Here is a 24,516-nt window from a genome sequence, read left to right on the forward strand (position 1 = left end):
AGTAACCCCGCATCAGTGTATGTTACGCGTTTTTAGCGTGTGCGGTTTTGAGTATGTACGAGTTTAATCTGGTGCTGCTGTTGCTTCAGCAGATGTGCGTGTTTCTTGTCATTGCCTGGCTGATGAGCAAAACGCGCCTGTTTATCCCGCTGATGCAGGTCACCGTTCGTCTGCCGCACAAGTTCCTCTGTTACGTCGTATTTTCCATATTCTGCATTATGGGGACCTGGTTTGGTCTTCATATCGAAGATTCTATTGCCAATACGCGCGCGATTGGCGCGGTGATGGGCGGGCTGCTGGGCGGTCCCGTCGTCGGTGGCCTTGTCGGTTTAACCGGAGGACTGCATCGCTATTCCATGGGAGGGATGACGGCGCTGAGCTGCATGATCTCCACGATCGTGGAAGGGCTGCTCGGCGGCCTGGTGCACAGCTATATGATTAAGCGCGGCCGTCCGGATAAAGTCTTCAGCCCGCTCACCGCCGGAGCCATTACCTTTGTGGCCGAAATGGCGCAGATGGCGATCATTCTGCTCATTGCCCGTCCGTTTGAAGATGCGCTGCACCTGGTAAGCAGCATTGCCGCCCCGATGATGGTGACTAACACCGTGGGGGCGGCGCTGTTTATGCGCATTCTGCTCGACAAGCGCGCTATGTTTGAGAAGTACACCTCGGCGTTTTCCGCCACGGCGCTGAAGGTCGCCGCCTCGACCGAAGGGATCTTGCGCCAGGGGTTTAACGAAGAGAACAGCATGAAAGTGGCGCAGGTGCTCTACAAGGAGCTGGATATCGGCGCGGTGGCCATCACCGACCGCGAGCGGCTGCTGGCCTTTACCGGCACCGGGGACGATCACCATCTGCCGGGCAAACCGATCTCTTCAGCCTACACGCTGCGCGCCATTGAAACCGGCGAGGTGGTGTATGCCGACGGCAACGAAGTGCCTTACCGCTGTTCGCTGCATCCGCAGTGCAAGCTGGGCTCCACGCTGGTGATTCCGCTGCGCGGCGAGAATCAGCGGGTGATGGGGACCATCAAGCTGTATGAGGCGAAAAACCGTCTTTTCAGCTCGATCAACCGCACGCTGGGGGAGGGGATAGCCCAGCTGCTGTCCGCACAAATCCTCGCCGGACAGTATGAGCGGCAGAAAGCCCTGCTGACGCAGTCTGAGATCAAACTGCTGCATGCCCAGGTCAATCCGCATTTCCTGTTCAACGCCCTCAATACGCTTAAAGCGGTGATCCGCCGCGACAGCGATCAGGCCGCGCAGCTGGTGCAGTTTCTGTCGACCTTTTTCCGCAAGAACCTGAAGCGGCCGTCTGAGATCGTGACCCTCGCCGACGAGATTGAGCACGTGAACGCCTATCTGCAGATTGAGCAGGCGCGTTTCCAGTCGCGCCTGCAGGTGACGCTCTCCGTGCCGGACGAGCTGGCGTATCAGCACCTCCCGGCTTTTACCCTGCAGCCTATTGTCGAAAACGCCATTAAGCACGGCACGTCACAGCTTCTGGGTACAGGGGAGATAACCATTGCCGCCAGCCGTTTTAACCACCATCTGGTGCTGGATATTGAAGATAATGCCGGGCTTTACCAGCCTTCCGCCTCCGGCGGTTTAGGGATGAGCCTGGTGGATAAACGCCTGCGTGCCCATTTTGGCGATGACTGTGGCATAACCGTCGCCTGCGAGCCCGACCGATTTACCCGTATTACCGTACGACTGCCGCTGGAGGAAAACGCATGTTAAGAGTGCTGATTGTGGATGATGAGCCGCTGGCACGGGAAAACCTGCGCGTTCTGCTGCAGGAGCAGCCGGATATTGAAATTGTGGGTGAGTGCGCCAACGCCATTGAGGCCATCGGCGCGGTGCACAAGCTGCGCCCGGACGTGCTGTTCCTTGATATTCAGATGCCCCGCATCAGCGGTCTGGAGATGGTCGGCATGCTCGACCCGGAACATCGTCCCTACATCGTGTTTCTGACGGCGTTCGACGAATATGCCGTTAAGGCCTTTGAGGAGCACGCGTTTGACTATCTGCTCAAGCCGATCGAAGAGAAGCGCCTTGAAAAAACGCTCACCCGTTTACGCCAGGAAAGAACCGTACAGGACGTCACGCTGCTGCCGGAGAACCAGCAGCCGCTGAAGTTTATCCCCTGCACCGGGCACAGCCGGATCTATCTTCTGCAGATGGATGATGTGGCGTTCGTCAGCAGCCGCCTGAGCGGGGTGTTTGTCACCAGCGCGGAAGGGAACGAAGGATTTACCGAGCTGACCCTGCGCACGCTCGAGAGCCGCACGCCGCTGATCCGCTGCCACCGCCAGTATCTGGTGAACATGGCGCACCTGAAGGAGATCCGCCTGGAAGATAACGGCCAGGCCGAGCTGGTGCTGCGTGCCGGGCAAACGGTACCCGTCAGCCGCCGCTACCTGAAGAGTTTGAAAGAGGCGATTGGGCTGTAAAGCTGGTACACTGCGCGCCATTGCATCATCGACATTCGAAGGCTCTATGCTAAGTAACGATATTCTCCGTAGCCTGCGCTACACCCTGAAAGCGAACAATAACGACATGGTGCGCATTCTTGCGCTGTCCGATATGGAATCCACGTCTGCGGGTTTTGACACGTGGATGACCAAAGAAGACGAAGAGGGCTTTGTCCGCTGCCCTGATATCATTCTGTCGGGTTTCCTGAACGGCCTGATTTACGATAAGCGTGGCAAAGATCCTGCCGCGCCAGAGCTGGCGCTGGAGCGTCGCGTGAACAATAACACGGTGCTGAAAAAGCTGCGTATCGCGTTCTCGCTGAAAACGGACGATATCGTGGCGATCATGACCGAGCAAAAATTCCGCGTATCCGTGCCGGAAGTCACCGCCATGATGCGCGCGCCGGATCATAAAAACTACCGCGAGTGCGGCGACCAGTTCCTGCGTAATTTCCTGCGCGGGCTGACCCATCGGGTGCATCACCCTAAACCATAAAAAAAGCCGGAGATAATCTCCGGCTTTTTTGTTATTTCACCTGCTGACCCGGCTTCGCGCCTTCGTCAGGGCTTAACAGGAAGATATCTTTCCCGCCAGGGCCTGCGGCCATCACCATCCCTTCAGAGATGCCGAAGCGCATTTTGCGCGGCGCCAGGTTCGCCACCATCACGGTTTGACGGCCAATCAGCACTTGCGGGTCCGGATACGCAGAACGGATGCCGGAGAAGACGTTACGCTTCTCGCCGCCCAGATCCAGCGTCAGGCGCAGCAGCTTGTCAGAGCCTTCCACGAACTCCGCGTTCTCAATCAGCGCCACGCGCAGGTCGACTTTAGCGAAATCGTCGAAGGTAATGGTTTCCTGAATCGGATCGTCTGCCAGCGGGCCGGTAACCGGTGCCGCAGCCGCTTTAACCTCTTCTTTAGACGCTTCCACCAGGGCTTCAACCTGCTTCATCTCGATGCGGTTGTACAGCGCTTTAAAGGTGTTCACCTTGTGGCCGAGCAGCGGCTGCTGGATGGCATCCCAGGTCAGTTCGGTGTTCAGGAATGCTTCGGCACGGGCCGCCAGCTGTGGCAGAACCGGCTTCAGGTACGTCATCAGCACGCGGAACAGGTTGATGCCCATAGAGCAGATCGCCTGCAGATCGGCATCGCGACCTTCCTGTTTAGCGACAACCCACGGTGCCTGCTCGTCCACATAGCGGTTTGCCAGGTCGGCCAGCGCCATGATTTCGCGCACGGCTTTACCGAACTCACGAGTTTCCCACGCGTCGCCAATGGTAGCTGCCGCGTCGGTAAAGGTTTTGTACAGGGCAGGGTCAGCCAGTTCAGCCGCCATCACGCCGTCAAAGCGTTTGGCGATAAAGCCCGCGTTACGGGAGGCCAGGTTCACCACCTTGTTGACGATGTCCGCGTTCACGCGCTGCACGAAATCTTCCAGGTTCAGGTCGATATCGTCGATGCGGGAAGAGAGCTTCGCGGTGTAGTAGTAGCGCAGGCTGTCCGCATCGAAGTGGTTCAGCCAGGTGCTGGCTTTGATGAACGTACCGCGGGACTTGGACATCTTCGCGCCGTTCACCGTCACGTAGCCGTGTACGAACAGGTTGGTTGGCTTGCGGAAGTTGCTGCCTTCCAGCATGGCCGGCCAGAACAGGCTGTGGAAGTAAACGATGTCTTTACCGATGAAGTGGTACAGCTCTGCCGTGGAATCTTTCTTCCAGTATTCGTCGAAGCTCACGGTGTCGCCACGCTTGTCACACAGGTTCTTGAAGGAGCCCATGTAGCCGATTGGCGCGTCCAGCCAGACGTAGAAGTATTTGCCCGGCGCGTTCGGGATTTCAAAGCCGAAGTACGGCGCATCGCGGGAGATATCCCACTGCTGCAGGCCGGATTCGAACCACTCCTGCATTTTGTTCGCCACCTGCTCCTGCAGCGCGCCGCTGCGGGTCCACGCCTGCAGCATTTCGCTGAAGGACGGCAGGTCGAAGAAGAAATGCTCGGAGTCACGCATGACAGGCGTGGCGCCTGAAACCACGGATTTCGGCTCGATAAGCTCGGTCGGGCTGTAGGTTGCGCCGCACACTTCGCAGTTATCGCCGTACTGGTCCGGGGATTTACATTTCGGACAGGTGCCTTTGACGAAACGGTCCGGCAGGAACATGCCTTTTTCCGGATCGTACAGCTGAGAGATGGTGCGGTTTTTGATAAAACCATTCTCTTTCAGACGGGTGTAGATCAGCTCCGACAGCTCGCGGTTTTCGTCGCTGTGCGTGGAGTGATAGTTGTCATAGCTGATGTCAAAGCCAGCAAAATCAGTCTGATGCTCCTGACTCATTTCGGCAATCATCTGCTCCGGGGAGATCCCCAGCTGCTGCGCTTTCAGCATGATCGGCGTGCCGTGGGCATCGTCCGCACAGATGAAATTAACCTCGTGGCCGCGCATTCGCTGGTAACGGACCCAGACATCAGCCTGGATATGCTCCAGCATGTGGCCGAGGTGGATTGAGCCGTTGGCGTACGGCAGTGCGCACGTTACCAGAATTTTCTTCGCGACTTGAGTCATAGTAGGCATTACTTCTTTTAACTGTGAAAAGGGTTTTCGATATTACCAAAAGGGGCATTATTAAGTAAGCACAAACCACGGCCTTTCAGGTAAACTTGTTCATCTAAGGTCTTATTCACAAGAACAAAGGAGTCGGGATGAGTTCTCAATCCCAGGCCAAATCACCGGAAGCCTTACGAGCAATGGTCGCCGGGACGCTGGCTAACTTTCAGCATCCAACCCTGAAGCACAATCTCACTACGCTGAAAGCGTTACACCACGTTGCCTGGCTGGACGATACCCTGCACATTGAACTGCAGATGCCGTTCGTCTGGACCAGCGCCTTTGACGCACTGAAAGAGCAGACCAGCTCTGAGCTGCTGCGCATTACCGGCGCGAAGGCGATTGACTGGAAGCTGAGCCACAGCATCGCCACGCTGAAGCGCGTGAAAAACCAGCCTGGCGTGAACGGCGTGAAAAATATCATTGCCGTCAGCTCGGGTAAGGGTGGGGTAGGGAAATCCTCTACCGCCGTTAACCTGGCGCTCGCGCTGGCGGCGGAAGGGGCAAAGGTCGGCATTCTGGATGCGGATATCTACGGTCCGTCTATTCCGAACATGCTGGGTGCGGAAAACCAGCGTCCAACCTCGCCGGACGGCACCCACATGGCGCCAATCATGGCTCACGGTCTGGCGACCAACTCCATCGGTTATCTGGTGACTGACGATAACGCCATGGTCTGGCGCGGCCCGATGGCCAGCAAAGCGCTGCTGCAGATGCTGCAGGAAACGATGTGGCCGGATCTGGATTATCTGGTACTGGATATGCCGCCGGGCACCGGTGACATTCAGCTGACGCTGGCGCAAAACATTCCGGTCACGGGGGCCGTTGTGGTGACGACGCCGCAGGATATCGCGCTGATCGACGCCAAAAAAGGCATCGTAATGTTCGAGAAGGTGGAAGTGCCGGTGCTCGGTATCGTTGAGAACATGAGCATGCACATCTGCAGCAACTGCGGTCACCACGAACCTATCTTCGGTACCGGTGGCGCAGAAAAACTGGCCGCGAAGTATCACACCCAACTGCTTGGGCAGATGCCGCTGCACATTACCCTGCGTGAAGATTTGGACAGCGGAAAACCGACGGTCGTCAGCCGTCCGGACAGCGAATTTGCAGATATGTATCGCCAGCTGGCGGGACGCGTTGCGGCGCAGCTCTACTGGCAGGGCGAAGTGATCCCGGGCGAAATCGCGTTCCGCGCGGTGTAATTCCCCAGCGCTGGATTGCCGGGTGGCGGCTTCGTCTTACCCGGCCTACGAAATACGGTTTTGTAGGTCAGGTAAGCGAAGCGCCACCTGACTTACTCTAGCCGATAATGCATCAGATAGTACTCTCCGTCCGGAGAATCACCCGTCGCCTCAATGTGCCAGCCGTGCCGCTGGTAAAACGCAATAGCCCGCGCATTCTTCACCAGACACTTAAGCGAACCCGTACTGGTAAACGTTTTCTGCACGTGTTCAAGCAACTCATGCCCGACGCCGATGCTCTGATACTGCGGATCTACAAACAGGTTGTGCAGGAAATTATCGTTCGTCCAGACGGAAGCAAAACCCAGGCGATGGCCGTTCTGCGTGGCAACCCAAATCACTTCGTCACGCGTTACCGCGTCAAAGTCTTCAAGCTGCCAGTCTGAACCGTCCAGCCATGGCCAGGCTTCACGCCGGGCGTGGAGGAAAAGCGTGCGCAGGAAAGGGCGATCGCTTTCCTGCCAGGGGCGAATCAGGATGGTATTAGCGGTGATAGAAAATATCTCCATTGTAGGCTTTGTAGATTTTGCCATCCGCATCGCCGATCAGCACATAGTTCTCGCCCATGTAGGTCCAGTGGGTTCCGGCATCCGGAGCCGGCAGGTTACGCAGCTGGTACTGTTTGATGGTGTACTCCGGCGTTTGATACTGCGCCGGCGCCGTGTCGCCAATTTTGAATTTCGTGAAGTCAGCGATGAACTCTTGTTCTTCATAGGCCTTGATGCCGGATGCCGCTTGTGGTGCTGCATTCGCCGCGCTTGCCAGAGACATCACGACACCCAGAAGCAGCCATTTACACTTAGCCATTTTTTCTCCAGTTGAACGGTTTTTAAGTTTGATTTTGCCTGTCAACAATACGGCAACCTGCCTATTTTAAATATCAGACTATGGCTTGTTCGAAAAAAAATGTAACAAAAATGAACCTACCTGATAACCGTTTTCCGTTTGGTAAGCCTCATCGATGAAATGATCTTCACCAGCAAACAGACGCGACACTTCTTTACAGCATAGTGGTGTAATGCCCGCTAAGATGACCTCCGTTAAAACACGAGGTCACAATGGACAACCGCAAAATCAATCGACTGCGCCGCTGGGCGCGGGAAGGGATAATACTCGTTCTGCTGACGCTGGCCGTAGTGTGGGGTGTGGATCAATACCGAAAACCGATGCTCCCCGCCAGTTTTAGCGCAACACCGATGCAGAGCATCGACGGCAACATTCACGATATCGCGGCGCTCAGCCAGGAGCGCCCGCTGCTGATTTACGTCTGGGCGACCTGGTGCAGCATATGCCGTTATACGACGCCCTCGGTTAATCAACTGGCAGAAGAGGGAGGGAACGTGGTGAGTATCGCCATGCGCTCTGGTGACAATGCAAAGCTTGCGCGCTGGGTTGAAAAGAAACAGCTGAAAATGCCGGTGATTAACGATGCAAACGGTGCGCTGTCGCAGGCGTGGCAGGTGAGCGTGACGCCAACGCTGGTGGTTGTGTCGAAGGGGAACGTGGTGAGTACCACAACGGGCTGGACGAGCTACTGGGGATTGAAATTTAGGATGTGGTGGGCATGGCTGTAAAAATAACCCCTCTCCCGGCGGAAGAGGGGTGTTGTATTACTTAGCCAGAACTTCCTGCGCAGTGCGCTCAACCAGAGACAGCAGGATTTTGATATCTTCCAACGTCACGGTTGGGTTCAGCAGCGTCAGCTTCAGGCAGGTCACGCCGTTATGCTCGGTCACACCGACGTTCGCACGGCCGGATTCCAGCAGCGCGTCACCAATTTTCTGGTTCAGCAGGGCGATGCCCGCGTCATCCGTCTGCACCTGACCGCGGAAGCGGAACAGAACGCTTGCCAGCTGCGGCTGCATAACCAGTTCCAGCGCAGGCTGCGCTTTCACGTAGGCCGCAACCTGCTGCGCCAGGGTCACGCCGTGATCGATGATCGCCGCGTATTGCTCCTGACCCAGCGCTTCCAGGCTCATCCACAGCTTCAGCGCGTCGAAACGACGGGTGGTCTGCAGAGATTTGGACACCAGGTTAGGCACGCCCGCCTCTTCGTCGAACTCGGAGTTCAGGTAAGCCGCCTGATAGCGCATCAGCTCATAGTGACGCGCTTCTTTCAGCAGGAACGCGCCGCAGCTGATGGTCTGGAAGAACTGTTTGTGGAAGTCCAGGGTCACTGAATCCACCAGCTCAATGCCGTCAAGGTAGTGACGATACTGCTCAGACATCAGCAGCGCGCCGCCCCAGGCTGCATCAACGTGTACCCAGATGTTCTGCTTCGCAGCCAGTTCTGCAATCGCGCGCAGCGGGTCGATAGCACCGGCATCGGTGGTACCTGCCGTCGCGACGATCGCCAGAATCTGCTCGCCGTTCGCATTGCACTGTTCAATTTTCGCCGCCAGATCGGTCAGATCCATGCGGGAGAATTCGTCCGTTTTCACCTGCACCACGGACTGGTAGCCCAGGCCCATCAGCGCCATGTTTTTCTGCACGGAGAAGTGCGCGTTCTCGGAGCACAGTACGCGGATCTTACGCAGATCGCCCACCAGGCCGTCCTGCTGAACGGAATGACCCTGACGCGCAAAGAACGCATCGCGCGCCAGCATCAGGCCCATCAGGTTGCTCTGGGTACCGCCGCTGGTGAAGACACCCGCGTCGCCACCCTGATAACCCACGCGGGTACGCAGCCACTCGATCAGTTTGATCTCAATGATGGTTGCGGACGGGCTTTGATCCCAGGAGTCCATACTCTGGTTAGTGGCGTTGATCAGCACTTCCGCCGCCTGGCTTACGACCAGGCTTGGGCAGTGCAGGTGCGCCACACACTGCGGGTGATGAACGGACAGGCTGTCTTTCAGGAAGAACTCCACGGCGCGTTCAATCGCCGCTTCGTTGCCCAGCCCTTTCGGGTTGAAATCCAGCTTAATACGGTCGCGCAGTTCCGCGACCGTTTTGCCCTGGTACATCTCAGGCTGTTTCAGCCACTGCATCACAGCCTGAGTGCTTTGTTCAATCGCCTGCTGGTAAGCTTCAATGCTCTGCGCAGAGGAGAACAAAATTGGGTTTGAATCAGACATCGTAATCAACAACTCCGGTTACGCCGGGCGAACGCCCGCAGCAAGCAGTGCCTGCTCAAATTTATCCAGGAAGATCTTCAGCTCTTCATCGCTGATCAGCAGAGACGGCAGCAGACGCAGAACGATACCGTTACGACCACCGCGCTCCAGAATCAGACCGGCTTCGAAGCACTTCTTCTGAATCAGTGCAGACAGCTCGCCGTCGCCCGGGAAGCAGCCCATGTGGTCTGCGGCTTCGTGTGGCTTAACTATCTCAATACCGATCATCATGCCCAGACCGCGAACGTGGCCGATAACCGGGTAACGTTTCGCCATCTCTTTCAGCTGGCTTTTCAGCCATTCGCCTTGCGCAGCCACTTTGCCTGCGATGTTCTGGTCTTTCAGGATTTTCAGCGTCGTCAGACCGGTTGCCATCGCCAGCTGGTTGCCGCGGAAGGTACCGGTGTGGTGACCTGGGGCCCATGCGTCGAACTGCTTTTTGATGCCGAGCACGGCCAGCGGCAGACCGCCACCGACGGCTTTAGACATCACGATGATGTCTGGCTCGATGCCAGCGTGTTCGAAGGCGAAGAATTTACCGGTACGGGCAAAGCCAGCCTGAACTTCGTCGAGGATCAGCAGAATGCCGTGTTCCTGAGTCACTTTACGGATGCGCTGCAGCCACTCAGCCGGAGCCGGGTTCACGCCGCCTTCGCCCTGAACCGCTTCCAGGATCACAGCTGCAGGCTTACGCACGCCGCTTTCAACGTCGTTGATCAGGTTATCGAAGTAGTAAGTCAGCGCTTTCACGCCCGCTTCACCACCGATACCCAGCGGGCAGCGGTATTCGTGCGGGTAAGGCATGAACTGCACTTCTGGCATCATGCCGTCAACCGCTTCTTTCGGGGACAGGTTGCCGGTCACGGACAGTGCGCCGTGAGTCATGCCGTGGTAACCACCAGAGAAGCTGATGATACCGCTACGACCGGTCACTTTTTTCGCCAGCTTCAGCGCCGCTTCAACGGCGTCAGCACCGGATGGACCGGTGAACTGCAGGCAGTACTCTTTGCCCTGACCAGGCAGCAGAGAGAGCAGGTATTCAGAAAACGCGTCTTTCAGAGGCGTAGTCAGATCCAGGGTATGTAACGGCAAGCCGCTGGTAATGACATTTTGGATGCTTTTCAGCACATCAGGATGGTTATGGCCAAGCGCAAGGGTCCCCGCGCCTGCTAAACAGTCAAGGTATTCTTTATTATCTGCATCGGTGATCCACACGCCTTCTGCTTTAGTGATGGCTAAAGGCAGTTTGCGCGGATAACTCCTGACGTTAGATTCAAACTCGGCCTGACGGGCCAGATAGGTTTCGTTGCTTTTGTGGGCATCTACGGTGTCAATACGGACTTTATCCGTCATCATATCACTCCTACAACCGCCGCTTCGTTATGAGCCACGATTGAATAAAAAGTTAAAAAACAGATGGGGGCCTGAAAAAAACGCCGCCAATATAGAGCCTTTTGCCACGGGGCTCAATGGTTAATTTGTTTACTGTTTTGTGACACGCGGCTGTGGGGAGAAAATATCCCCATTTTTAAAAAGAAAATTGCATTTTATGCCAAATAAAAACAGCGCGTTACGGCCCGTTTACCCGGTGTGTAAAGACACAGAAAAGAGTGTGACAAAACGTGCCATCGAACGGCAAAAAAGAGGGGGGACGTTCCCTGTTTTTGCGTCATGGGCAAAAAAGCAGGCTTACGTTACATGCGCAACGGAATCACGCAGTAAAAATGGGCTTTCTACGCGCGTGGTTTCCAGATGCTCTTCACCGTTAATAATATGCAGGGCGCTCAGGCGACCAATTTCATAGTGCGGCAGTTGTACCGTCGTGAGAGGAGGAAGGAACAGCTCCCCAATGCCAACCATATTGTCATAGCCGATAACGGCGACATCTGCCGGTATGCGAAGCCCTTGCCCCAGCAGCGTCTGGTACACCATAAACGCGATACGATCGTTGCCGCAGATAACCGCGTCAAACCGGGGAATGCCATTCTGGATGTGAGCCAGCAACACTGACGGAATGTCGCGGTAGTGCTCATCGCCGGGTGCCATATAGCTGTGCGCCAGGCCGTCCGGATCGAGCCCCGCTTCACGGCATGCACGTTCCAGCCCCTGACGACGTCGGGTTGTGGCCAGATGCCCCGCAGGCAAATGCAGGCAGAGAGGGCGTCGATAACCCTGCGCGAGTAACGCCCGCACGGCGGTATATTGCCCCTGTTCATCATCGGGAATATAGCTGGCAACCTTTTCGCCGTCACTTTCGCAGTTGGCCAGCACGCAGGGAAGGGTGAGGAGTTTAGCCGGGAGAGGAACCTGACGTAGCCCCATGGTGGTGTAGATAATTCCGTCAGGCCGATGAGAGAGAAGAAGGTCGACAATGGCGTCCGGGTTGTCATCGGTAAACATATTCATCACGAAGCTGTTCCAGCCGTGCATTCTGGCCGTCTCTTCAATTGACAGCGTGATCTCCACCGAAAAAGGCGTCGTCACCGTATCGAGCGCCAGTACGCCTATGGTTTTAGGCGAGGCATGCGCGCCGCGTATTTTCTTGGCGGACAGGTCAGGAACGTAGCTGGTCTGCTCGATAGCCAGCTGAACGCGCGCCAGCGTTTCAGGTTTAAGGCGCTCCGGGCTATTCAGCGCGCGGGAGACCGTCATCAGCGATACGTTAGCCAGCTTTGCGACGTCCTTCAGGGAAACCATTTTCTTACTCCGTTAATGCTCTGCGGGAAAGGGTATACAACTAAGTCGCTGATGTAAAAGGAAGGCTGATGCACAGGCCAGGCCATATTTAATTCAGTGATGAATATTTGATCGCGATCTCATTCTATCAATGTTAACGTTAACTTTCGTGATTAACATCTTAAATTTCCGCCAAACCGTATGAGAAAGCATAAATGTTAACGTTACCATAATGTCATTACTCCAATATGAGAATGTCATGATGAAAACGCATCACTCTCACAGCTACCCTTTATTAAGCGCATTACTGTTTTTCTTTTTTGTCACATGGTCATCTTCCGGCTCGTTGCTCTCTATCTGGCTCCATCAGGAGGTGGGGTTAAAGGCAGGGGATACGGGAGTCATCTATGCTGTGCTGTCCGTCTCCGCGCTGTGCGCGCAAATCTGCTACGGCTTCATTCAGGACAAGCTCGGCCTGCGCAAAAACCTGCTCTGGTTTCTGACCAGCCTGCTCATTCTTTCTGGCCCGGCCTTCCTGATGTTTGGTTATCTGCTGCAAATTAACGTGTTACTCGGCAGTATTTTCGGTGGGATTTATATCGGGCTGACGTTTAACGGCGGAATAGGGGTACTGGAGTCCTATACCGAGCGCGTGGCCCGCCAGAGCCAGTTTGAGTTCGGCAAGGCGAGGATGTGGGGATCGCTGGGCTGGGCGGCGGCAACCTTTTTTGCGGGGCTCCTGTTTAACATTAACCCGAAGCTGAACTTTGCTGTCGCGAGCTGCGCCGGGCTGGTGTTTTTTGTTTTGCTGGCGCGCCTAAGAGTCTCTTCGGCCCCGCACGCCATGCAGGAGGCGGTATCCGGCGGTAAGGTCACGCTGGAAGATGCCTTGCGCCTGCTGACGCTACCGCGGTTCTGGGCGCTGGTGTTTTTTGTTATCGGCACCTGTATTTATGGCGTCTACGACCAGCAGTTCCCGGTCTATTTCTCCTCACAGTTCCCGACGCTGCAGGAAGGAAACGCCATGTACGGCTATCTCAACTCCTTCCAGGTTTTCCTTGAGGCGGCGGGCATGTTTTGCGCCCCGTGGCTGGTGAATCGCCTCGGTGCGAAAAACGGCCTGATTTTCGCCGGAATGGTGATGGCGATGCGTATGGTGGCATCGGGTCTGGTTGAGGGACCGGTGTTGATCTCCATTACCAAGCTATTGCACGCGGTTGAGCTGCCCGTTTTGCTGGTCTCCATCTTTAAATACAACAGCCTGCATTTTGATAAGCGACTCTCTTCCACCCTCTATCTGGTGGGCTTTGCCTGTACAAGCTCGGTGATTGCCTCGGTGCTGTCGCCGCTGGCAGGTTACAGCTATGAGAAATACGGCTTTGCCCAGTCCTATCTCATCATGGGGCTACTGGTCTTCAGCACCACGTTTATCTCCATCTTCCTGTTGCGCTCGGGTAAGTCCTCTTCTGACCCGCTCATGCCGCAACCTTCCACCATCTGATCAAAGAGTAGAGAAATGACGTATTCCATTACGAAAGCAGAACAGGAACTTCAGTCCAGACGCGAAGGGCTTAACCTGCGCTGGTATCCCCGTTACCACCTCGCTGCGCGAGCTGGCTGGATGAACGACCCTAATGGCCTGGTGTGGTTTGACGGCTGGTATCACGCGTTTTACCAGCATCATCCGTATTCGACCCAGTGGGGGCCGATGCACTGGGGCCATGCGCGCAGCAAGGATTTAGTTCACTGGGAGCACCTCCCTGTTGCGCTGGCACCGGAAGGACCAGACGACAAGGACGGCTGTTTTTCTGGCTCGGCGGTGGTGGATGGCGACACGCTGGCGCTGATCTACACCGGCCACAAATTCTACGGCGATCCTGGCGATGAGGCTAATCTCTACCAGGTTCAGTGCCTGGCAACCAGCCGTGACGGCATCCAGTTTGTGCGGCACGGGACAGTCATTAATACACCGCCCGGGCTGCATCACTTCCGCGATCCGAAGGTATGGCGTGAAGGGGCGTGGTGGTACATGGTCGTTGGTGCGCGGGAGGGTGATATGGGTCAGGTACGTGTTTATCGCTCTGCCGATCTGCGCGAGTGGCAGGACAGGGGCGTGCTCGCGGTAGCTGAAAAAGAGATGGGTTATATGTGGGAATGTCCGGACTTTTTTACCCTCAACGGTAAACGCGTGCTGATGTTCTCACCTCAGGGACTCACCGCAGACGGATTTAATCATCGCAATCTTTTCCAGAGCGGCTACCTGGTAGGTGAATGGCAGCCTGGTCAGCCCTTTGTGCCTGAAGGTGAGTTTGTGGAGATGGATCGCGGGCATGATTTCTATGCGCCGCAAAGTTTCCTGACTCCTGACGGCCGCCGCATTGTTATCGGCTGGCTGGACATGTGGGAATCGCCCCTGCCGGAACAGCAGGATGGCTGGGCGGGTATGCTTTCTTTACCGCGCGAGCTGACGCTGAGTGCGGATAACCATCTGCAAATGCGGCCAGCCAGAGAAGTTGAAGCCCTGCGCGGGGCGTGGTTCCCCTGGCCGATAAGTACACTTAATAACCAGCAGATGACGCTGGTGGAACACTGCGATGCGATGGAGGTCATTCTGCAATGGGATTGCACGAATAGCAGCGCGGAGCAATACGGCATTCGTCTCGGCGACGGCCTACGCCTCTATGTTGATGCCCAGATGCAGCGCCTGGTGCTGGAGCGACACTATCCACAGTATGGCCTGTGCGGTACCCGAAGCGTCGCGCTTAACCTGAACGACGCGCTCAGCCTGCGCCTGTTCTTTGACTGCTCTTCGGTGGAAGTGTTTGTTAACGAAGGTGAGGCGTGCCTCAGCAGCCGTATTTATCCTGATGCCGAATGCCGCGAGCTGGCGTTATTTGCCTGGACGGGAGGAGCATCGCTTATTCATGGCGGGGCGTGGCAGTTAGAGTAAATCTGTATTTAGTCATGAGCTAAAATAAAGCCCCATACAAATGGGGCTATGTAAATCTTATCAGGAGGGAGCGTAGTGCTAAGATCACATTTTTGATAATTGTGCGTTTACAACTCTCTCTTTCTCGACAACCAGCTGCATAATATAGCTACCCTTGTGCCATAAACCCTTATTTGGCTTCCAGCCTTTCGAAAGCAGATATTCAGCAGCATCAGAGATTGGCTTATTCATAACGTGATCCGCTTCACCTGAAAACTGTTTAACATCGCCGCTTTCTTTGGCAGGCTTGCTGTCACAACGACCCGCAGCATCCATAACCTGAGTGCAGCCTTCAGGAAAAGGCTTATGTGCTGATTGTGCAAGTTGAGCAGCATTCTCCAAAGCCTGTTTTTCTGCAGCAGCGTTAATGGCTGTAGTGCGGTTTTGCTCTGCAATATAACAAGCATCTTTACTCACCCCCTTGTTTTGACAATCCGCCATCCGTTGCGCTGGTGAGGAACACGCAGCAAGAGATAATACTGCCGCTATCATCATTAATTTTTTCATTATTGCCTCAGTAATTACAACTATAAATATAGGTGCCTAACATCAAGCCGATCCATATCCCTAATAAAATAAAAGTGAGATACAAAACAGCGGAGATAAAAATGTACTTTGTCATTTTCTTTGCGAGCAGCAATGTATTGAGTTATAGCCAGCTGATTAAAACTCATGGGCGATTTTTTTAGCTCACTGGCATTTTATTTTAATACTGTAACATTACCATCCGTAAGATGCGGACGCCGCAACAATTTCATTGCCGTTGGATGTACCTGATGTAGAGAGGGTAGCAGCTACATTCTCAGCGAACTTATGACGGTAGCCGATTGCATAACCTTGCGCATCTTTGAAGTTGGCAGCACCGACGGCAACCGCGTTATCTGTATCAACGTAATGCAAACCAGCAAGAGAAGCAGCGCCAGCGATACCAGCACGATATTCCTTGCGATCCTCATTCTGCTGATTCTCCAGAGAAGAGAACTTAGCGTTATTTTGACTCTCTAACGCAGTAATACGTGATTCATGATTCGCTAATTGTGCGCTGTGATTCTGAATCGTCGCTTCCTGTGTTTGCTGGCGTGACTGAACGGTAGCAACAGCAGCTTTATTCGCTGCGGCTACCGTTTGTGCATCGACAGCTAAAGATTGCGCATAAGCGCCCGTATTAAATGCCTGAGTCGCTTTGCCAGAGGCATCCTGAAGTGCTTGATCTTGTCTATCCTGATCGGCGTTGAAAATGCTTTTATCGACCTTACTTGCTAGCGCTTGAGTGTTGGCGTCTGCTTTGTTGTTCGCATTGGTCGCGGTGATGTCAGTTTTATCTACTCTCGTGTTTGTATCAATGATTGCTTGACCGTTAGTAATAACGCCTTGTAAAGCCGCGTCTGCTTTATTATTAGTGTTATCAATCAATATATTCTGTTTGTTATCAGTGATTGTCTGATCTGCTTTGTAATCGTCGACTTTCTGATTAAGGATAGCGTTAGCTTGAGTGTTAGCATTTACGCCATCTTGAGCGGTGTTAGCTGTATCTTGTGCTTTATTAATAGCTGTATTTGCTCTGTCAATATCGCCCTGAAGGTTATAGATTTGCCCGTCTTGCTTAATGTTACTCCCCTCGATGTTATCAAGGTTATAGGCGGATTTATCGGTGCCCTGAATTTGAATGTGAGCACCTGGATTATTGACGTTATCGTCAAGGTTTATGTTTACTTCCGCAGCATTTGCAGTATTCATTGAACCAGCAAACACAAAACCAAAAACAGCGATAGCTGCTGTATTTAAATATTTCATTTTAAAGCTCTCATCATCACTACAAGAAAAAATAAAGTAAGGGCGCTATCCTGGCGGGAAGATACAACGTCTTGTTATATCTGAAATAATTCACTATTAACGTTGAAAATTTTGGTTTGATAACTTATTTCGTAACGTGCAGTAACTATCTATGAATGTGTAATTTTGATTATTGATCTAAATCATAAATAGCAGGAATAGCAAAACGAACCGTTCCAGAAAAGCTCGGCTTAATAATCTTATAATACAATAAGATAGCGATTCATGATGGATGAGAGCCAAATTAGATATAAAACACCAATACATTAAATGTATTTAAGTGTTTTGATTAAAATTGGTTAATAATACACATAACAGTTTATGTAAATTTATGGGTTTTTGCCGATTATTTATTATCGAACCTTTCGTCAGCTTCGAATGAAAATAAATTCAGCTCATTTTTGTTCCGGGATATACCAGGAGAAAATATTTATGTTGAAGATGCTAGCGAAAAAGTGTTTAGGGAGATTCATAACGCGATCGCTGCCGTGATAAATCAAAACCCCTTGCGCCTGACCTGTGGCCACGGTTACACTGATTGAGAACATTGATTTCAATAAATCATTGTTTTAAAAGTATTTTGACTCGGGGTGCCCTTCCTTGTGAAGGCTGAGAAATACCCGTATTACCTGATCTGGATAATGCCAGCGTAGGGAAGTCAGATGCCTTCCCGGTCATCGCTTCTTCACGCAAGGCAGGAGCGAACCCATGCAGCCTGACCTGCTCGATTTACACGTTTTACATCACTTCCGCACCCGTTCTCCGCTGACCCATTGTATGACCAATGATGTCGTACAGACCTTTACGGCCAACGTTCTGCTGGCGCTTGGCGCATCACCCGCGATGGTGATTGAGGCCGAAGAGGCTGAACAGTTTGCTGCGATCGCCGATGCGCTGCTGGTCAACGTTGGCACGCTGACCGCGCCGCGGGCCCAGTCGATGCGGCGGGCGATTGAGAGCGCGGTGGCGGCAGGCAAGCCCTGGACGCTGGACCCGGTTGCCGTGGGCGCCCTGGCGTTCCGCACCCGTTTTTGCCATCAAATTCTTGCCCTGAAACCGGCGGCCATTCGCGGCAATGCCTCTGAAATCCTTGCTCTTGCCGGGATGAGCCCGGGTGGGCGCGGCGTTGATACGACCGATACCGCCGCCAGCGCGGTGCCCGCTGCACAGGCGCTGGCCCGCCAGACCAATGCCGTTGTGGTCGTCACCGGCGAGGTGGATTACATCACGGACGGGCAACGTACCCGAACGGTTACCGGCGGCGATCCGCTGATGACGCGCGTGGTAGGCACCGGATGCGCGCTTTCTGCCGTTGTGGCGGCGAGCTGTTCGCTGCCGGGTGACCGGCTGGATAACATTGCAGCCGTCTGCGGATGGATGAAGCGAGCCGGAACGGTAGCCGTTACGCACTCCCTTGGCCCGGGCAGTTTTGCCAGCGCGTTCCTGGATGTGCTCTATACGCTGGAGGAGCAGGCATGAAGCGGATTAACGCCCTGACCATTGCCGGCACCGATCCCAGCGGCGGCGCGGGTATCCAGGCTGACCTGAAAACATTCTCGGCCCTTGGCGCGTACGGCTGCTCGGTCATTACCGCGCTGGTGGCGCAAAACACGCGCGGCGTGCAGTCGGTCTACCGTATTGAGCCAGATTTTGTTGCCGCGCAGCTGGATTCTGTGTTCAGCGACGTGCGCATCGATACCACCAAGATCGGCATGCTGGCCGAGACGGATATTGTGGAAGCGGTGGCCGAGCGGCTTAAACGCTATCAGGTGCAAAACGTGGTGCTGGATACCGTCATGCTGGCAAAAAGCGGCGACCCGCTGCTTTCGGCCTCCGCCGTGGAGACGCTGCGTACAAAACTGCTGCCGCAGGTGGCGCTTATCACGCCCAATCTGCCGGAAGCCGCCGCGCTGTTAGGCACATCGCATGCGCAAACGGAACGCGAGATGAAAGCGCAGGGAAACGCGCTGCTGGCGATGGGCTGCGGCGCGGTGCTGATGAAGGGCGGTCATCTTGACGACGCTGAAAGCCCGGACTGGCTCTTTACCCGCGATGGCGAAGTACGTTTTACCGCGCCGCGCGTGCAGACCAAAAACACCCACGGCACGGGCTGCACGCTCTCCGCCGCGCTGGCGGCGCTGCGTCCCCGGCATGAAGGCTGGGCCGATACGGTTAGCGAAGCGAAAGCCTGGCTCTCGGCGGCGCTGGCAAAAGCCGATACTCTGGAAGTCGGTCACGGTATTGGGCCGGTTCATCATTTTCATGCATGGTGGTAACCCAGTATACTGGCAGGAAACACCACGCCTGAGAAAACAGAGATGGAACAAGCGCATACCCGGTTAATCGCTCAACTGAATGAACGGATCGCCGCGCCGGACAACACGCCGCTGTACCTGAAATTTGCCGAAACGGTAAAAAATGCGGTGCGAAGCGGCATGCTGGAGCACGGGAATATTTTGCCCGGCGAGCGCGATCTGAGCCAGTTAACCGGCGTGTCGCGCATTACCGTGCGAAAGGCAATGCAGGCGCTGGAGGAAGAGGGCGTGGTGACGCGTTCCCGTGGATATGGCACGCAAATCAACAACATCTTTGAATATTCGCTGAAAGAGGCGCGCGGGTTCTCGCAGCAGGTGGTGCTGCGCGGCCAAAAGCCCAATACGCTGTGGGTCAACAAGCGTGTGGTGAAATGCCCGGAAGAGGTGGCTAACCACCTGTCGATCTCCCCGGACAGCGAGGTTTTTTTACTTAAGCGCATTCGCTATGTGGATGACGATGCGGTGTCGATTGAAGAGTCCTGGGTCCCGGTCGGGTTAATTCCCGATCCGGATGCAATTGGCATTTCGCTGTACGACTACTTCCGCAGTCAGAACATCTTCCCGCAGCGCACCCGCTCAAGGGTGAGCGCCCGCATGCCGGACAGCGAGTTTCAGGCGCACATAAAGATGGATGAAAAAATACCGGTGCTGGTGATCAAGCAGGTTGCGCTTGACCAGCAGCACCGTCCGATTGAGTACAGCATCAGCTACTGTCGCAGCGATCTATACGTCTTTGTATGCGAGGAGTAATTCCTCACGAGTCGGGGCGCAATCGCCGCCGCGGTGGCTGACCACCCAGGACGCCACGGCATTCCCCAGCAGAACGGCGTCTGCCAGCGACCATCCCGCTGCCAGCCCTGCCAGCGTGCCGCCCGCGTGGCTGTCGCCAGCACCAATGGTGTCCACAACCGTCGCCGGGAACGCCGGAACAACGCCCGAGGCGTCACCGTCATACCACATAGCACCGTCTTTATCATGGCGCACAATTAGCGCGGCGCCGAAGCGTTGCTGCCACACTTCACCCAGGTTTTCAGACTCCACACCTAATCTTTCAGCTGCAAGTTCCGCTTCCTGACGATTGAGCGACACGATTGGCCTGCAGGCCATAATCCGCTCCATCAGCGCGTCGGGAATATCCGCGATGCGGGGGCCGAAATCGATCAATGCCGTCACGTCCTGTAATCCCTCCAGCCAGCGTGTCAGCAGCTCGCCGCACGGCGATGCCAGCTGGTAGCCGGACAAATAAACCAGACTGTTTTGCGGAACGTAAAGCGCATCCAGCCAGCGCTGCTGCCACTGGTTCTCCACGCCGCTAAAGGACATAAAGGTACGTTCGCCGTCAGGCTCAACCAGCGCCAGGCACCAGCCGTTGTCGCCCGTATCGGCCTCCACGGCGCTGTGCAGATCCTGCTTCGCCATGGCGTTGCGGATAATATCCGCCCAGACGCCGTGACCGACGGGCAGAGCGTTTTGCGCCGTAATGCCGAGCCGCTTCAGGGCGATGGCAATGTTCAGCGCGCACCCGCCGATATTCACGCCCTGCTGCTTAAGTTCGATATCGCACCCGCGCCAGGGCAGGGCGTAGGCGTCGGCGATGACGTCTATCACCGCTGCGCCCAGCACCGTCACCGGGCGCGTGGCGTGCAGGGTGTCGAGACGTTGGGCAAATGCATTCATACGCCCTCCCTTTGCTCCCGGTAGTGCAGCAGTTTCTCGCAATAGTGGCCGAAATCGAGCCGGTTAACGGCGTCGAGCTCGGCCTTCAGCGCCGGGTCAATTGCCTGGACGCCGTGGAGCGCGCCGCAGATGGCCGTCGCCATTGCGCCAATGGTGTCCGTATCGCCGCCCAGGTTGGCGCATAAAATGGCGCAGCGGTTCGGATCGGTTTCCGCCAGTTCGACCATCGCAATGGCCGCCGGGACGGACTCAATGGTGCTGGTTCCTGCGCCGACAAGCTGATAAATCTGCTCGCTGGCGGAGTCGATGCCGTTGGCTTCCCGTACGGTCTTAAGCGCCAGCTCAAGACGTGCCGCCAGCGACGCGCTGAAGGTGGTGGTTTTCATCTCCTGCGCATAGCGGGCGATACCCGGCAGAGCATCGACGATGTTCTGCCAGCTTTCGCCGTCGACGGCGCGGGAAACCGCCCACGCAATCACCACCGCGCCGGCAATGGCGAGGTCCGATTTATGGGTCGGGCTGGAGGCCAGCGCCACCTGCTCAACAAAGTGTTCCAGACGCGTGGCCGGAAGCAGGCAGCCCAGCGGGGACGCGCGCATCGCCGCCCCGTTGGTCACGCCGTTGTTTTCCAGCTCGCTGACCGGCTTGCCGTCACGAATTGCGTTAAGCGCGATTTTGGAGGTCGGGCCGAGCACGTTCTTATTAAACGCATCGAAATCGAGCGCCCAGTGCAGAATATGCTTGCCGATAACGTCCGCGTTAATCTCCCCGTCGCACTCAACGATCGCATCGGCCAGGCACAGCGCCATTGAGGTATCGTCGGTAAACTCTGCCTGTTTGAAATAGCAGGCCGCATTATTCTCTGCCGGGCCGGGTAAAAAGCGGTCGATCCAGCCGAAGTGCGACTTTACGCGCTTTCTCGGCCACAGCTCCGACGGCATGCCCATCGCATCCCCTAACGCCTGCCCGTAAAGGGCCCCGAGAACACGGTCTTGTTTCATTTAACTTCCCCTTGTGTCAGCGCGGTATCGCCATCAACCACCGCAATTGCGGCGATCTCTTTGTCCGATTCGCGGAAAAACAGCATAAACAGCACGGCAATCACGGCAATCATGATTGCACCAAACGTCCACATTCCGGCCCAGTTGAAGGTCAGCCCATTCACCGGCTCTTTGTATGCGAACATTTTTTCCATCATCACGCCGCCCAGGCGGTAACCCAGCAGGCTACCAAAGCCCTGGCAGCACAGCGTAATCAGGCCCTGCGCGGCGGTGCGCATGTGCACCGGCGCTTTTTTATCCACGTAGATATACGCGGTGACGTAGTAGAAGTCGTAGCTCACGCCGTGCAGCAGAATCCCGAGGAACAGTAGGGCGTAGGTGAAGTACTGTTCCGCACCGCCGTATACGAAGAACCCGTAGCGGATGGCGGCGGTAATCAGACCCAGCAGTAAGACCTTCTTAATACCAAAGCGTTTGGTAAAGAACGGCAGGGCGAGCATAAAGAAGATTTCAGAAAACTGGCCGAGCGTCATCCAGCCGGTGGCGTTTTTCATTCCCACTTCGGTGAGATAGCCGTTGGCGAAGATGTAGTAGAAGGCCAGCGGCATGGCGAACAGGAACGAGCAGAAGAAGAACACGAGGAAGTTTTTGTCGCGTAGCAGGATCAGCGCGTCCAGCCCGAGCATCACTTTGAAGTCCAGCTTGCCGGTACTTTTCGGCGGTGTGTTCGGCAGGAAGAGGGCAAAGACGCCGAGCAGGGCGGAGCTGGCGGCCGTCATCAGCAGCGGAATATTGGTATCGGAAATATCGCTATAGCCCAGCATCTGCGGCAGGAAGCCGCACGCCAGCCCGGAGGCGATCCAGCCGATAGTGCCCATCACGCGGATACGCGGGAAATCGGCCTCGACGTCATCCACGTTGGCAAAGGCAATACTGTTGGTCAGCGCGATGGTGGGCATATAGGTCAGGGAGTAAACCAGCAGCAGCGGGAAGAAGGTGCTGAACTGGGTTTGCTGTGCGGCGAAGTACATCAGAATCGCGCCGGCAAACATCAGCACCGCCAGTACTTTCTGCGCGGCGAAGAAGCGGTCCGTCAGCGATCCGACCAGAATTGGGGAGAGGATAGCGGCAATGGCGGTACAGGCATAAGACCAGCCGATTTCCCCCGCGGTAAAACCGCTTTTGCTCAGCCACAGCCACAGCGGCACAAACCACGCGCCCCAGATAAACCATTCAACAAACATCATGAATGACAGTTGGACTTTCGTTTTCATTTTTTAATCCTGCATGTCAGAGAGGGTGCGCCTTTAACATACCATTCAATAATACCTTTTAAATACCTTTGTGGCGATTGTTTGATCAATGTAACAGTTTTGTTGTACACGAATCGAGCCAGCAGATTGTGCTGAAAAAAAATGCAATGGGTGGAAAATCCGTTAAGTCGGTACCAGGCTTAGTCTGCCCATAAATAATGGGACTGGATTAACGCACACCGACATGACGTCGAACTTACGGGAGTATCACATGACTGATATTGCGCAGTTGCTTGGCAAAGACGCCGACAGCCTTTTACAGCATCGTTGTATGACCATTCCAGCCGACCAGCTTTACCTGCCTGGTCATGATTATGTTGACCGCGTGATGGTCGATAACAACCGTCCCCCTGCCGTGCTGCGAAATATGCAGACGCTCTATAACACCGGGCGACTCGGCGGCACCGGATATCTCTCGATTCTGCCGGTAGACCAGGGCGTTGAGCACTCGGCGGGCGCCTCTTTTGCGGCGAATCCGCTCTACTTCGATCCGAAGAACATTGTTGAACTGGCAATTGAAGCGGGCTGTAACTGTGTAGCCTCCACCTACGGCGTGCTGGCCTCCGTCTCGCGTCGCTATGCCCACCGCATTCCGTTCCTCGTGAAGCTGAACCACAACGAAACCCTGAGTTACCCTACCGAATATGACCAGACGCTCTACGCCAGCGTCGAGCAGGCGTTCAATATGGGGGCGGTTGCCGTTGGGGCGACGATTTACTTTGGCTCTGAACAGTCCCGTCGTCAGATTGAAGAGATCTCTGCGGCGTTTGAGCGCGCTCATGAGCTCGGCATGGTGACCGTGCTGTGGGCGTACCTGCGTAACTCGGCGTTCAAAAAAGACGGCGTGGATTACCACGTGTCGGCCGACCTGACCGGCCAGGCGAACCATCTGGCGGCGACCATTGGCGCTGACATCGTGAAGCAGAAAATGGCCGAGAATAACGGCGGCTATAAAGCGGTGAACTTTGGCTATACCGATGACCGCGTTTACAGCAAGCTGACCAGCGATAACCCGATCGACCTGGTGCGCTACCAGCTGGCGAACTGCTATATGGGCCGCGCGGGGCTGATCAACTCCGGCGGCGCGGCGGGCGGTGATACCGACCTGTCAGACGCGGTGCGTACGGCGGTTATTAACAAACGCGCGGGCGGCATGGGGCTGATCCTTGGCCGCAAGGCGTTTAAGAAATCGATGGCCGACGGCGTGAAGCTGATCAATGCGGTTCAGGACGTCTATCTGGACAGCAAAGTCACGATTGCCTGACCTGAGGGCGAA

General features: G+C 55.3%; 22 protein-coding genes and 1 riboswitch. Of the genes, 11 read left to right on the forward strand and 11 right to left on the reverse strand.

What is annotated here, in order from left to right:
* Positions 1–53: 53 nt before the first annotated feature.
* From LRM19_RS10305 to LRM19_RS10315, 3 genes are read left to right on the forward strand one after another with little or no spacing between them, the layout of a single operon-like run.
* Positions 54–1,739, forward strand: a complete 1,686-nt coding sequence (locus tag LRM19_RS10305) for a sensor histidine kinase (protein ID WP_032642882.1) — start codon at positions 54–56, stop codon at positions 1,737–1,739.
* Positions 1,733–2,452: a two-component system response regulator BtsR gene (gene btsR / locus LRM19_RS10310; protein ID WP_024908144.1), complete on the forward strand. Its 720-nt coding sequence runs from the start codon at positions 1,733–1,735 to the stop codon at positions 2,450–2,452. Before LRM19_RS10305 ends, btsR begins: the two co-directional genes overlap by 7 nt.
* Positions 2,453–2,498: 46 nt before the next feature.
* The gene (locus tag LRM19_RS10315) at positions 2,499–2,969 is read left to right on the forward strand and encodes a DUF1456 family protein (protein WP_271368655.1); all 471 of its coding nucleotides are present in this window, start codon (positions 2,499–2,501) and stop codon (positions 2,967–2,969) included.
* 31 nt (positions 2,970–3,000) lie between these two features.
* Here LRM19_RS10315 and metG read toward each other — a convergent pair whose 3' ends face one another.
* Positions 3,001–5,034: a methionine--tRNA ligase gene (metG, locus tag LRM19_RS10320; protein WP_047652495.1), complete on the reverse strand. Its 2,034-nt coding sequence runs from the start codon at positions 5,032–5,034 to the stop codon at positions 3,001–3,003.
* Between the two features lie 137 nt (positions 5,035–5,171).
* On the opposite strand from metG, the gene apbC reads away from it, so the two are divergent.
* Positions 5,172–6,281, forward strand: a complete 1,110-nt coding sequence (gene apbC / locus LRM19_RS10325) for an iron-sulfur cluster carrier protein ApbC (protein ID WP_127731658.1) — start codon at positions 5,172–5,174, stop codon at positions 6,279–6,281.
* A 92-nt stretch (positions 6,282–6,373) separates the two neighbouring features.
* Here apbC and LRM19_RS10330 read toward each other — a convergent pair whose 3' ends face one another.
* Both LRM19_RS10330 and LRM19_RS10335 read right to left on the reverse strand, forming a co-directional pair.
* The gene (locus tag LRM19_RS10330) at positions 6,374–6,853 is read right to left on the reverse strand and encodes a GNAT family N-acetyltransferase (RefSeq protein WP_271368656.1); all 480 of its coding nucleotides are present in this window, start codon (positions 6,851–6,853) and stop codon (positions 6,374–6,376) included.
* The gene (locus LRM19_RS10335; protein ID WP_048992494.1) at positions 6,804–7,127 is read right to left on the reverse strand and encodes an RcnB family protein; all 324 of its coding nucleotides are present in this window, start codon (positions 7,125–7,127) and stop codon (positions 6,804–6,806) included. Before LRM19_RS10335 ends, LRM19_RS10330 begins: the two co-directional genes overlap by 50 nt.
* Positions 7,128–7,378: 251 nt before the next feature.
* Between LRM19_RS10335 and LRM19_RS10340 the strand changes: the two genes are divergently transcribed.
* Positions 7,379–7,894 (forward strand): protein disulfide oxidoreductase, encoded by a 516-nt coding sequence (locus tag LRM19_RS10340; RefSeq protein ID WP_271368657.1) that lies wholly within the window; start codon positions 7,379–7,381, stop codon positions 7,892–7,894.
* Between the two features lie 36 nt (positions 7,895–7,930).
* Here LRM19_RS10340 and LRM19_RS10345 read toward each other — a convergent pair whose 3' ends face one another.
* From LRM19_RS10345 to LRM19_RS10355, 3 genes are all read right to left on the reverse strand, one after another.
* The gene (locus tag LRM19_RS10345; RefSeq protein ID WP_271368658.1) at positions 7,931–9,397 is read right to left on the reverse strand and encodes a pyridoxal phosphate-dependent decarboxylase family protein; all 1,467 of its coding nucleotides are present in this window, start codon (positions 9,395–9,397) and stop codon (positions 7,931–7,933) included.
* Between the two features lie 18 nt (positions 9,398–9,415).
* Entirely contained in the window at positions 9,416–10,792 is a 1,377-nt protein-coding gene (locus LRM19_RS10350; RefSeq protein WP_047624397.1) for a diaminobutyrate--2-oxoglutarate transaminase, read from the reverse strand.
* Positions 10,793–11,125: 333 nt separating this feature from the next.
* Complete coding sequence (locus LRM19_RS10355) at positions 11,126–12,133, reverse strand: LacI family DNA-binding transcriptional regulator (RefSeq protein WP_271368659.1); 1,008 nt, start codon at positions 12,131–12,133, stop codon at positions 11,126–11,128.
* Positions 12,134–12,371: 238 nt separating this feature from the next.
* On the opposite strand from LRM19_RS10355, the gene LRM19_RS10360 reads away from it, so the two are divergent.
* Together LRM19_RS10360 and LRM19_RS10365 are read left to right on the forward strand one after the other, a co-directional pair.
* Positions 12,372–13,613: an MFS transporter gene (locus LRM19_RS10360; RefSeq protein ID WP_045355480.1), complete on the forward strand. Its 1,242-nt coding sequence runs from the start codon at positions 12,372–12,374 to the stop codon at positions 13,611–13,613.
* A 15-nt stretch (positions 13,614–13,628) separates the two neighbouring features.
* Positions 13,629–15,062, forward strand: a complete 1,434-nt coding sequence (locus tag LRM19_RS10365) for a glycoside hydrolase family 32 protein (RefSeq protein ID WP_271368660.1) — start codon at positions 13,629–13,631, stop codon at positions 15,060–15,062.
* Between the two features lie 84 nt (positions 15,063–15,146).
* Here the strand turns inward: LRM19_RS10365 and LRM19_RS10370 are convergent, their stop codons facing one another.
* Positions 15,147–15,608 (reverse strand): hypothetical protein, encoded by a 462-nt coding sequence (locus LRM19_RS10370; protein ID WP_271368661.1) that lies wholly within the window; start codon positions 15,606–15,608, stop codon positions 15,147–15,149.
* Between the two features lie 213 nt (positions 15,609–15,821).
* Positions 15,822–16,895, reverse strand: a complete 1,074-nt coding sequence (locus tag LRM19_RS10375; protein ID WP_271368662.1) for a YadA C-terminal domain-containing protein — start codon at positions 16,893–16,895, stop codon at positions 15,822–15,824.
* Positions 16,896–17,510: 615 nt separating this feature from the next.
* A riboswitch (TPP riboswitch) is annotated at positions 17,511–17,607 on the forward strand.
* 35 nt (positions 17,608–17,642) lie between these two features.
* Here LRM19_RS10375 and thiM point away from each other — a divergent pair.
* Genes thiM through LRM19_RS10390 form a run of 3 tightly spaced genes read left to right on the forward strand, consistent with a single transcriptional unit; the run spans position 17,643 to position 19,999 of the window.
* Positions 17,643–18,413, forward strand: a complete 771-nt coding sequence (thiM, locus tag LRM19_RS10380) for a hydroxyethylthiazole kinase (protein WP_271368663.1) — start codon at positions 17,643–17,645, stop codon at positions 18,411–18,413.
* Entirely contained in the window at positions 18,410–19,210 is an 801-nt protein-coding gene (gene thiD / locus LRM19_RS10385; protein WP_115875817.1) for a bifunctional hydroxymethylpyrimidine kinase/phosphomethylpyrimidine kinase, read from the forward strand. Before thiM ends, thiD begins: the two co-directional genes overlap by 4 nt.
* 42 nt (positions 19,211–19,252) lie before the next feature.
* Entirely contained in the window at positions 19,253–19,999 is a 747-nt protein-coding gene (locus tag LRM19_RS10390; RefSeq protein ID WP_111965802.1) for a GntR family transcriptional regulator, read from the forward strand.
* On the opposite strand, the gene LRM19_RS10395 is transcribed toward LRM19_RS10390, so the two are convergent.
* Genes LRM19_RS10395 through LRM19_RS10405 form a run of 3 tightly spaced genes read right to left on the reverse strand, consistent with a single transcriptional unit; the run spans position 19,973 to position 23,201 of the window.
* Entirely contained in the window at positions 19,973–20,926 is a 954-nt protein-coding gene (locus LRM19_RS10395; protein ID WP_115875816.1) for a PfkB family carbohydrate kinase, read from the reverse strand. The genes LRM19_RS10390 and LRM19_RS10395 overlap by 27 nt on opposite strands.
* The gene (locus LRM19_RS10400) at positions 20,923–21,927 is read right to left on the reverse strand and encodes an ADP-ribosylglycohydrolase family protein (RefSeq protein ID WP_271368664.1); all 1,005 of its coding nucleotides are present in this window, start codon (positions 21,925–21,927) and stop codon (positions 20,923–20,925) included. Before LRM19_RS10400 ends, LRM19_RS10395 begins: the two co-directional genes overlap by 4 nt.
* On the reverse strand, positions 21,924–23,201 hold the full coding sequence (locus LRM19_RS10405) for a nucleoside permease (protein ID WP_127731644.1): 1,278 nt from the start codon (positions 23,199–23,201) through the stop codon (positions 21,924–21,926). Before LRM19_RS10405 ends, LRM19_RS10400 begins: the two co-directional genes overlap by 4 nt.
* Positions 23,202–23,451: 250 nt before the next feature.
* Between LRM19_RS10405 and fbaB the strand changes: the two genes are divergently transcribed.
* Positions 23,452–24,504 (forward strand): class I fructose-bisphosphate aldolase, encoded by a 1,053-nt coding sequence (fbaB, locus tag LRM19_RS10410; RefSeq protein ID WP_008500869.1) that lies wholly within the window; start codon positions 23,452–23,454, stop codon positions 24,502–24,504.
* Positions 24,505–24,516: the final 12 nt, after the last annotated feature.

This window comes from Enterobacter sp. PI-10, assembly GCF_027947695.1.
In the GTDB taxonomy this organism is placed as follows: domain Bacteria; phylum Pseudomonadota; class Gammaproteobacteria; order Enterobacterales; family Enterobacteriaceae; genus Enterobacter; species Enterobacter vonholyi.

Excerpts from the sequence above, each read along its gene's own strand:
- LRM19_RS10305 (WP_032642882.1), top strand. The coding sequence starts at position 54 with ATGTACGAGTTTAATCTGGTGCTGCTGTTGCTTCAGCAGATGTGCGTG.
- btsR (WP_024908144.1), top strand. The coding sequence starts at position 1,733 with ATGTTAAGAGTGCTGATTGTGGATGATGAGCCGCTGGCACGGGAAAAC.
- LRM19_RS10315 (WP_271368655.1), top strand. The coding sequence starts at position 2,499 with ATGCTAAGTAACGATATTCTCCGTAGCCTGCGCTACACCCTGAAAGCG.
- metG (WP_047652495.1), bottom strand. The coding sequence starts at position 5,034 with ATGACTCAAGTCGCGAAGAAAATTCTGGTAACGTGCGCACTGCCGTAC.
- apbC (WP_127731658.1), top strand. The coding sequence starts at position 5,172 with ATGAGTTCTCAATCCCAGGCCAAATCACCGGAAGCCTTACGAGCAATG.
- LRM19_RS10330 (WP_271368656.1), bottom strand. The coding sequence starts at position 6,853 with ATGGCAAAATCTACAAAGCCTACAATGGAGATATTTTCTATCACCGCT.
- LRM19_RS10335 (WP_048992494.1), bottom strand. The coding sequence starts at position 7,127 with ATGGCTAAGTGTAAATGGCTGCTTCTGGGTGTCGTGATGTCTCTGGCA.
- LRM19_RS10340 (WP_271368657.1), top strand. The coding sequence starts at position 7,379 with ATGGACAACCGCAAAATCAATCGACTGCGCCGCTGGGCGCGGGAAGGG.
- LRM19_RS10345 (WP_271368658.1), bottom strand. The coding sequence starts at position 9,397 with ATGTCTGATTCAAACCCAATTTTGTTCTCCTCTGCGCAGAGCATTGAA.
- LRM19_RS10350 (WP_047624397.1), bottom strand. The coding sequence starts at position 10,792 with ATGATGACGGATAAAGTCCGTATTGACACCGTAGATGCCCACAAAAGC.
- LRM19_RS10355 (WP_271368659.1), bottom strand. The coding sequence starts at position 12,133 with ATGGTTTCCCTGAAGGACGTCGCAAAGCTGGCTAACGTATCGCTGATG.
- LRM19_RS10360 (WP_045355480.1), top strand. The coding sequence starts at position 12,372 with ATGATGAAAACGCATCACTCTCACAGCTACCCTTTATTAAGCGCATTA.
- LRM19_RS10365 (WP_271368660.1), top strand. The coding sequence starts at position 13,629 with ATGACGTATTCCATTACGAAAGCAGAACAGGAACTTCAGTCCAGACGC.
- LRM19_RS10370 (WP_271368661.1), bottom strand. The coding sequence starts at position 15,608 with ATGAAAAAATTAATGATGATAGCGGCAGTATTATCTCTTGCTGCGTGT.
- LRM19_RS10375 (WP_271368662.1), bottom strand. The coding sequence starts at position 16,895 with ATGAAATATTTAAATACAGCAGCTATCGCTGTTTTTGGTTTTGTGTTT.
- thiM (WP_271368663.1), top strand. The coding sequence starts at position 17,643 with ATGCAGCCTGACCTGCTCGATTTACACGTTTTACATCACTTCCGCACC.
- thiD (WP_115875817.1), top strand. The coding sequence starts at position 18,410 with ATGAAGCGGATTAACGCCCTGACCATTGCCGGCACCGATCCCAGCGGC.
- LRM19_RS10390 (WP_111965802.1), top strand. The coding sequence starts at position 19,253 with ATGGAACAAGCGCATACCCGGTTAATCGCTCAACTGAATGAACGGATC.
- LRM19_RS10395 (WP_115875816.1), bottom strand. The coding sequence starts at position 20,926 with ATGAATGCATTTGCCCAACGTCTCGACACCCTGCACGCCACGCGCCCG.
- LRM19_RS10400 (WP_271368664.1), bottom strand. The coding sequence starts at position 21,927 with ATGAAACAAGACCGTGTTCTCGGGGCCCTTTACGGGCAGGCGTTAGGG.
- LRM19_RS10405 (WP_127731644.1), bottom strand. The coding sequence starts at position 23,201 with ATGAAAACGAAAGTCCAACTGTCATTCATGATGTTTGTTGAATGGTTT.
- fbaB (WP_008500869.1), top strand. The coding sequence starts at position 23,452 with ATGACTGATATTGCGCAGTTGCTTGGCAAAGACGCCGACAGCCTTTTA.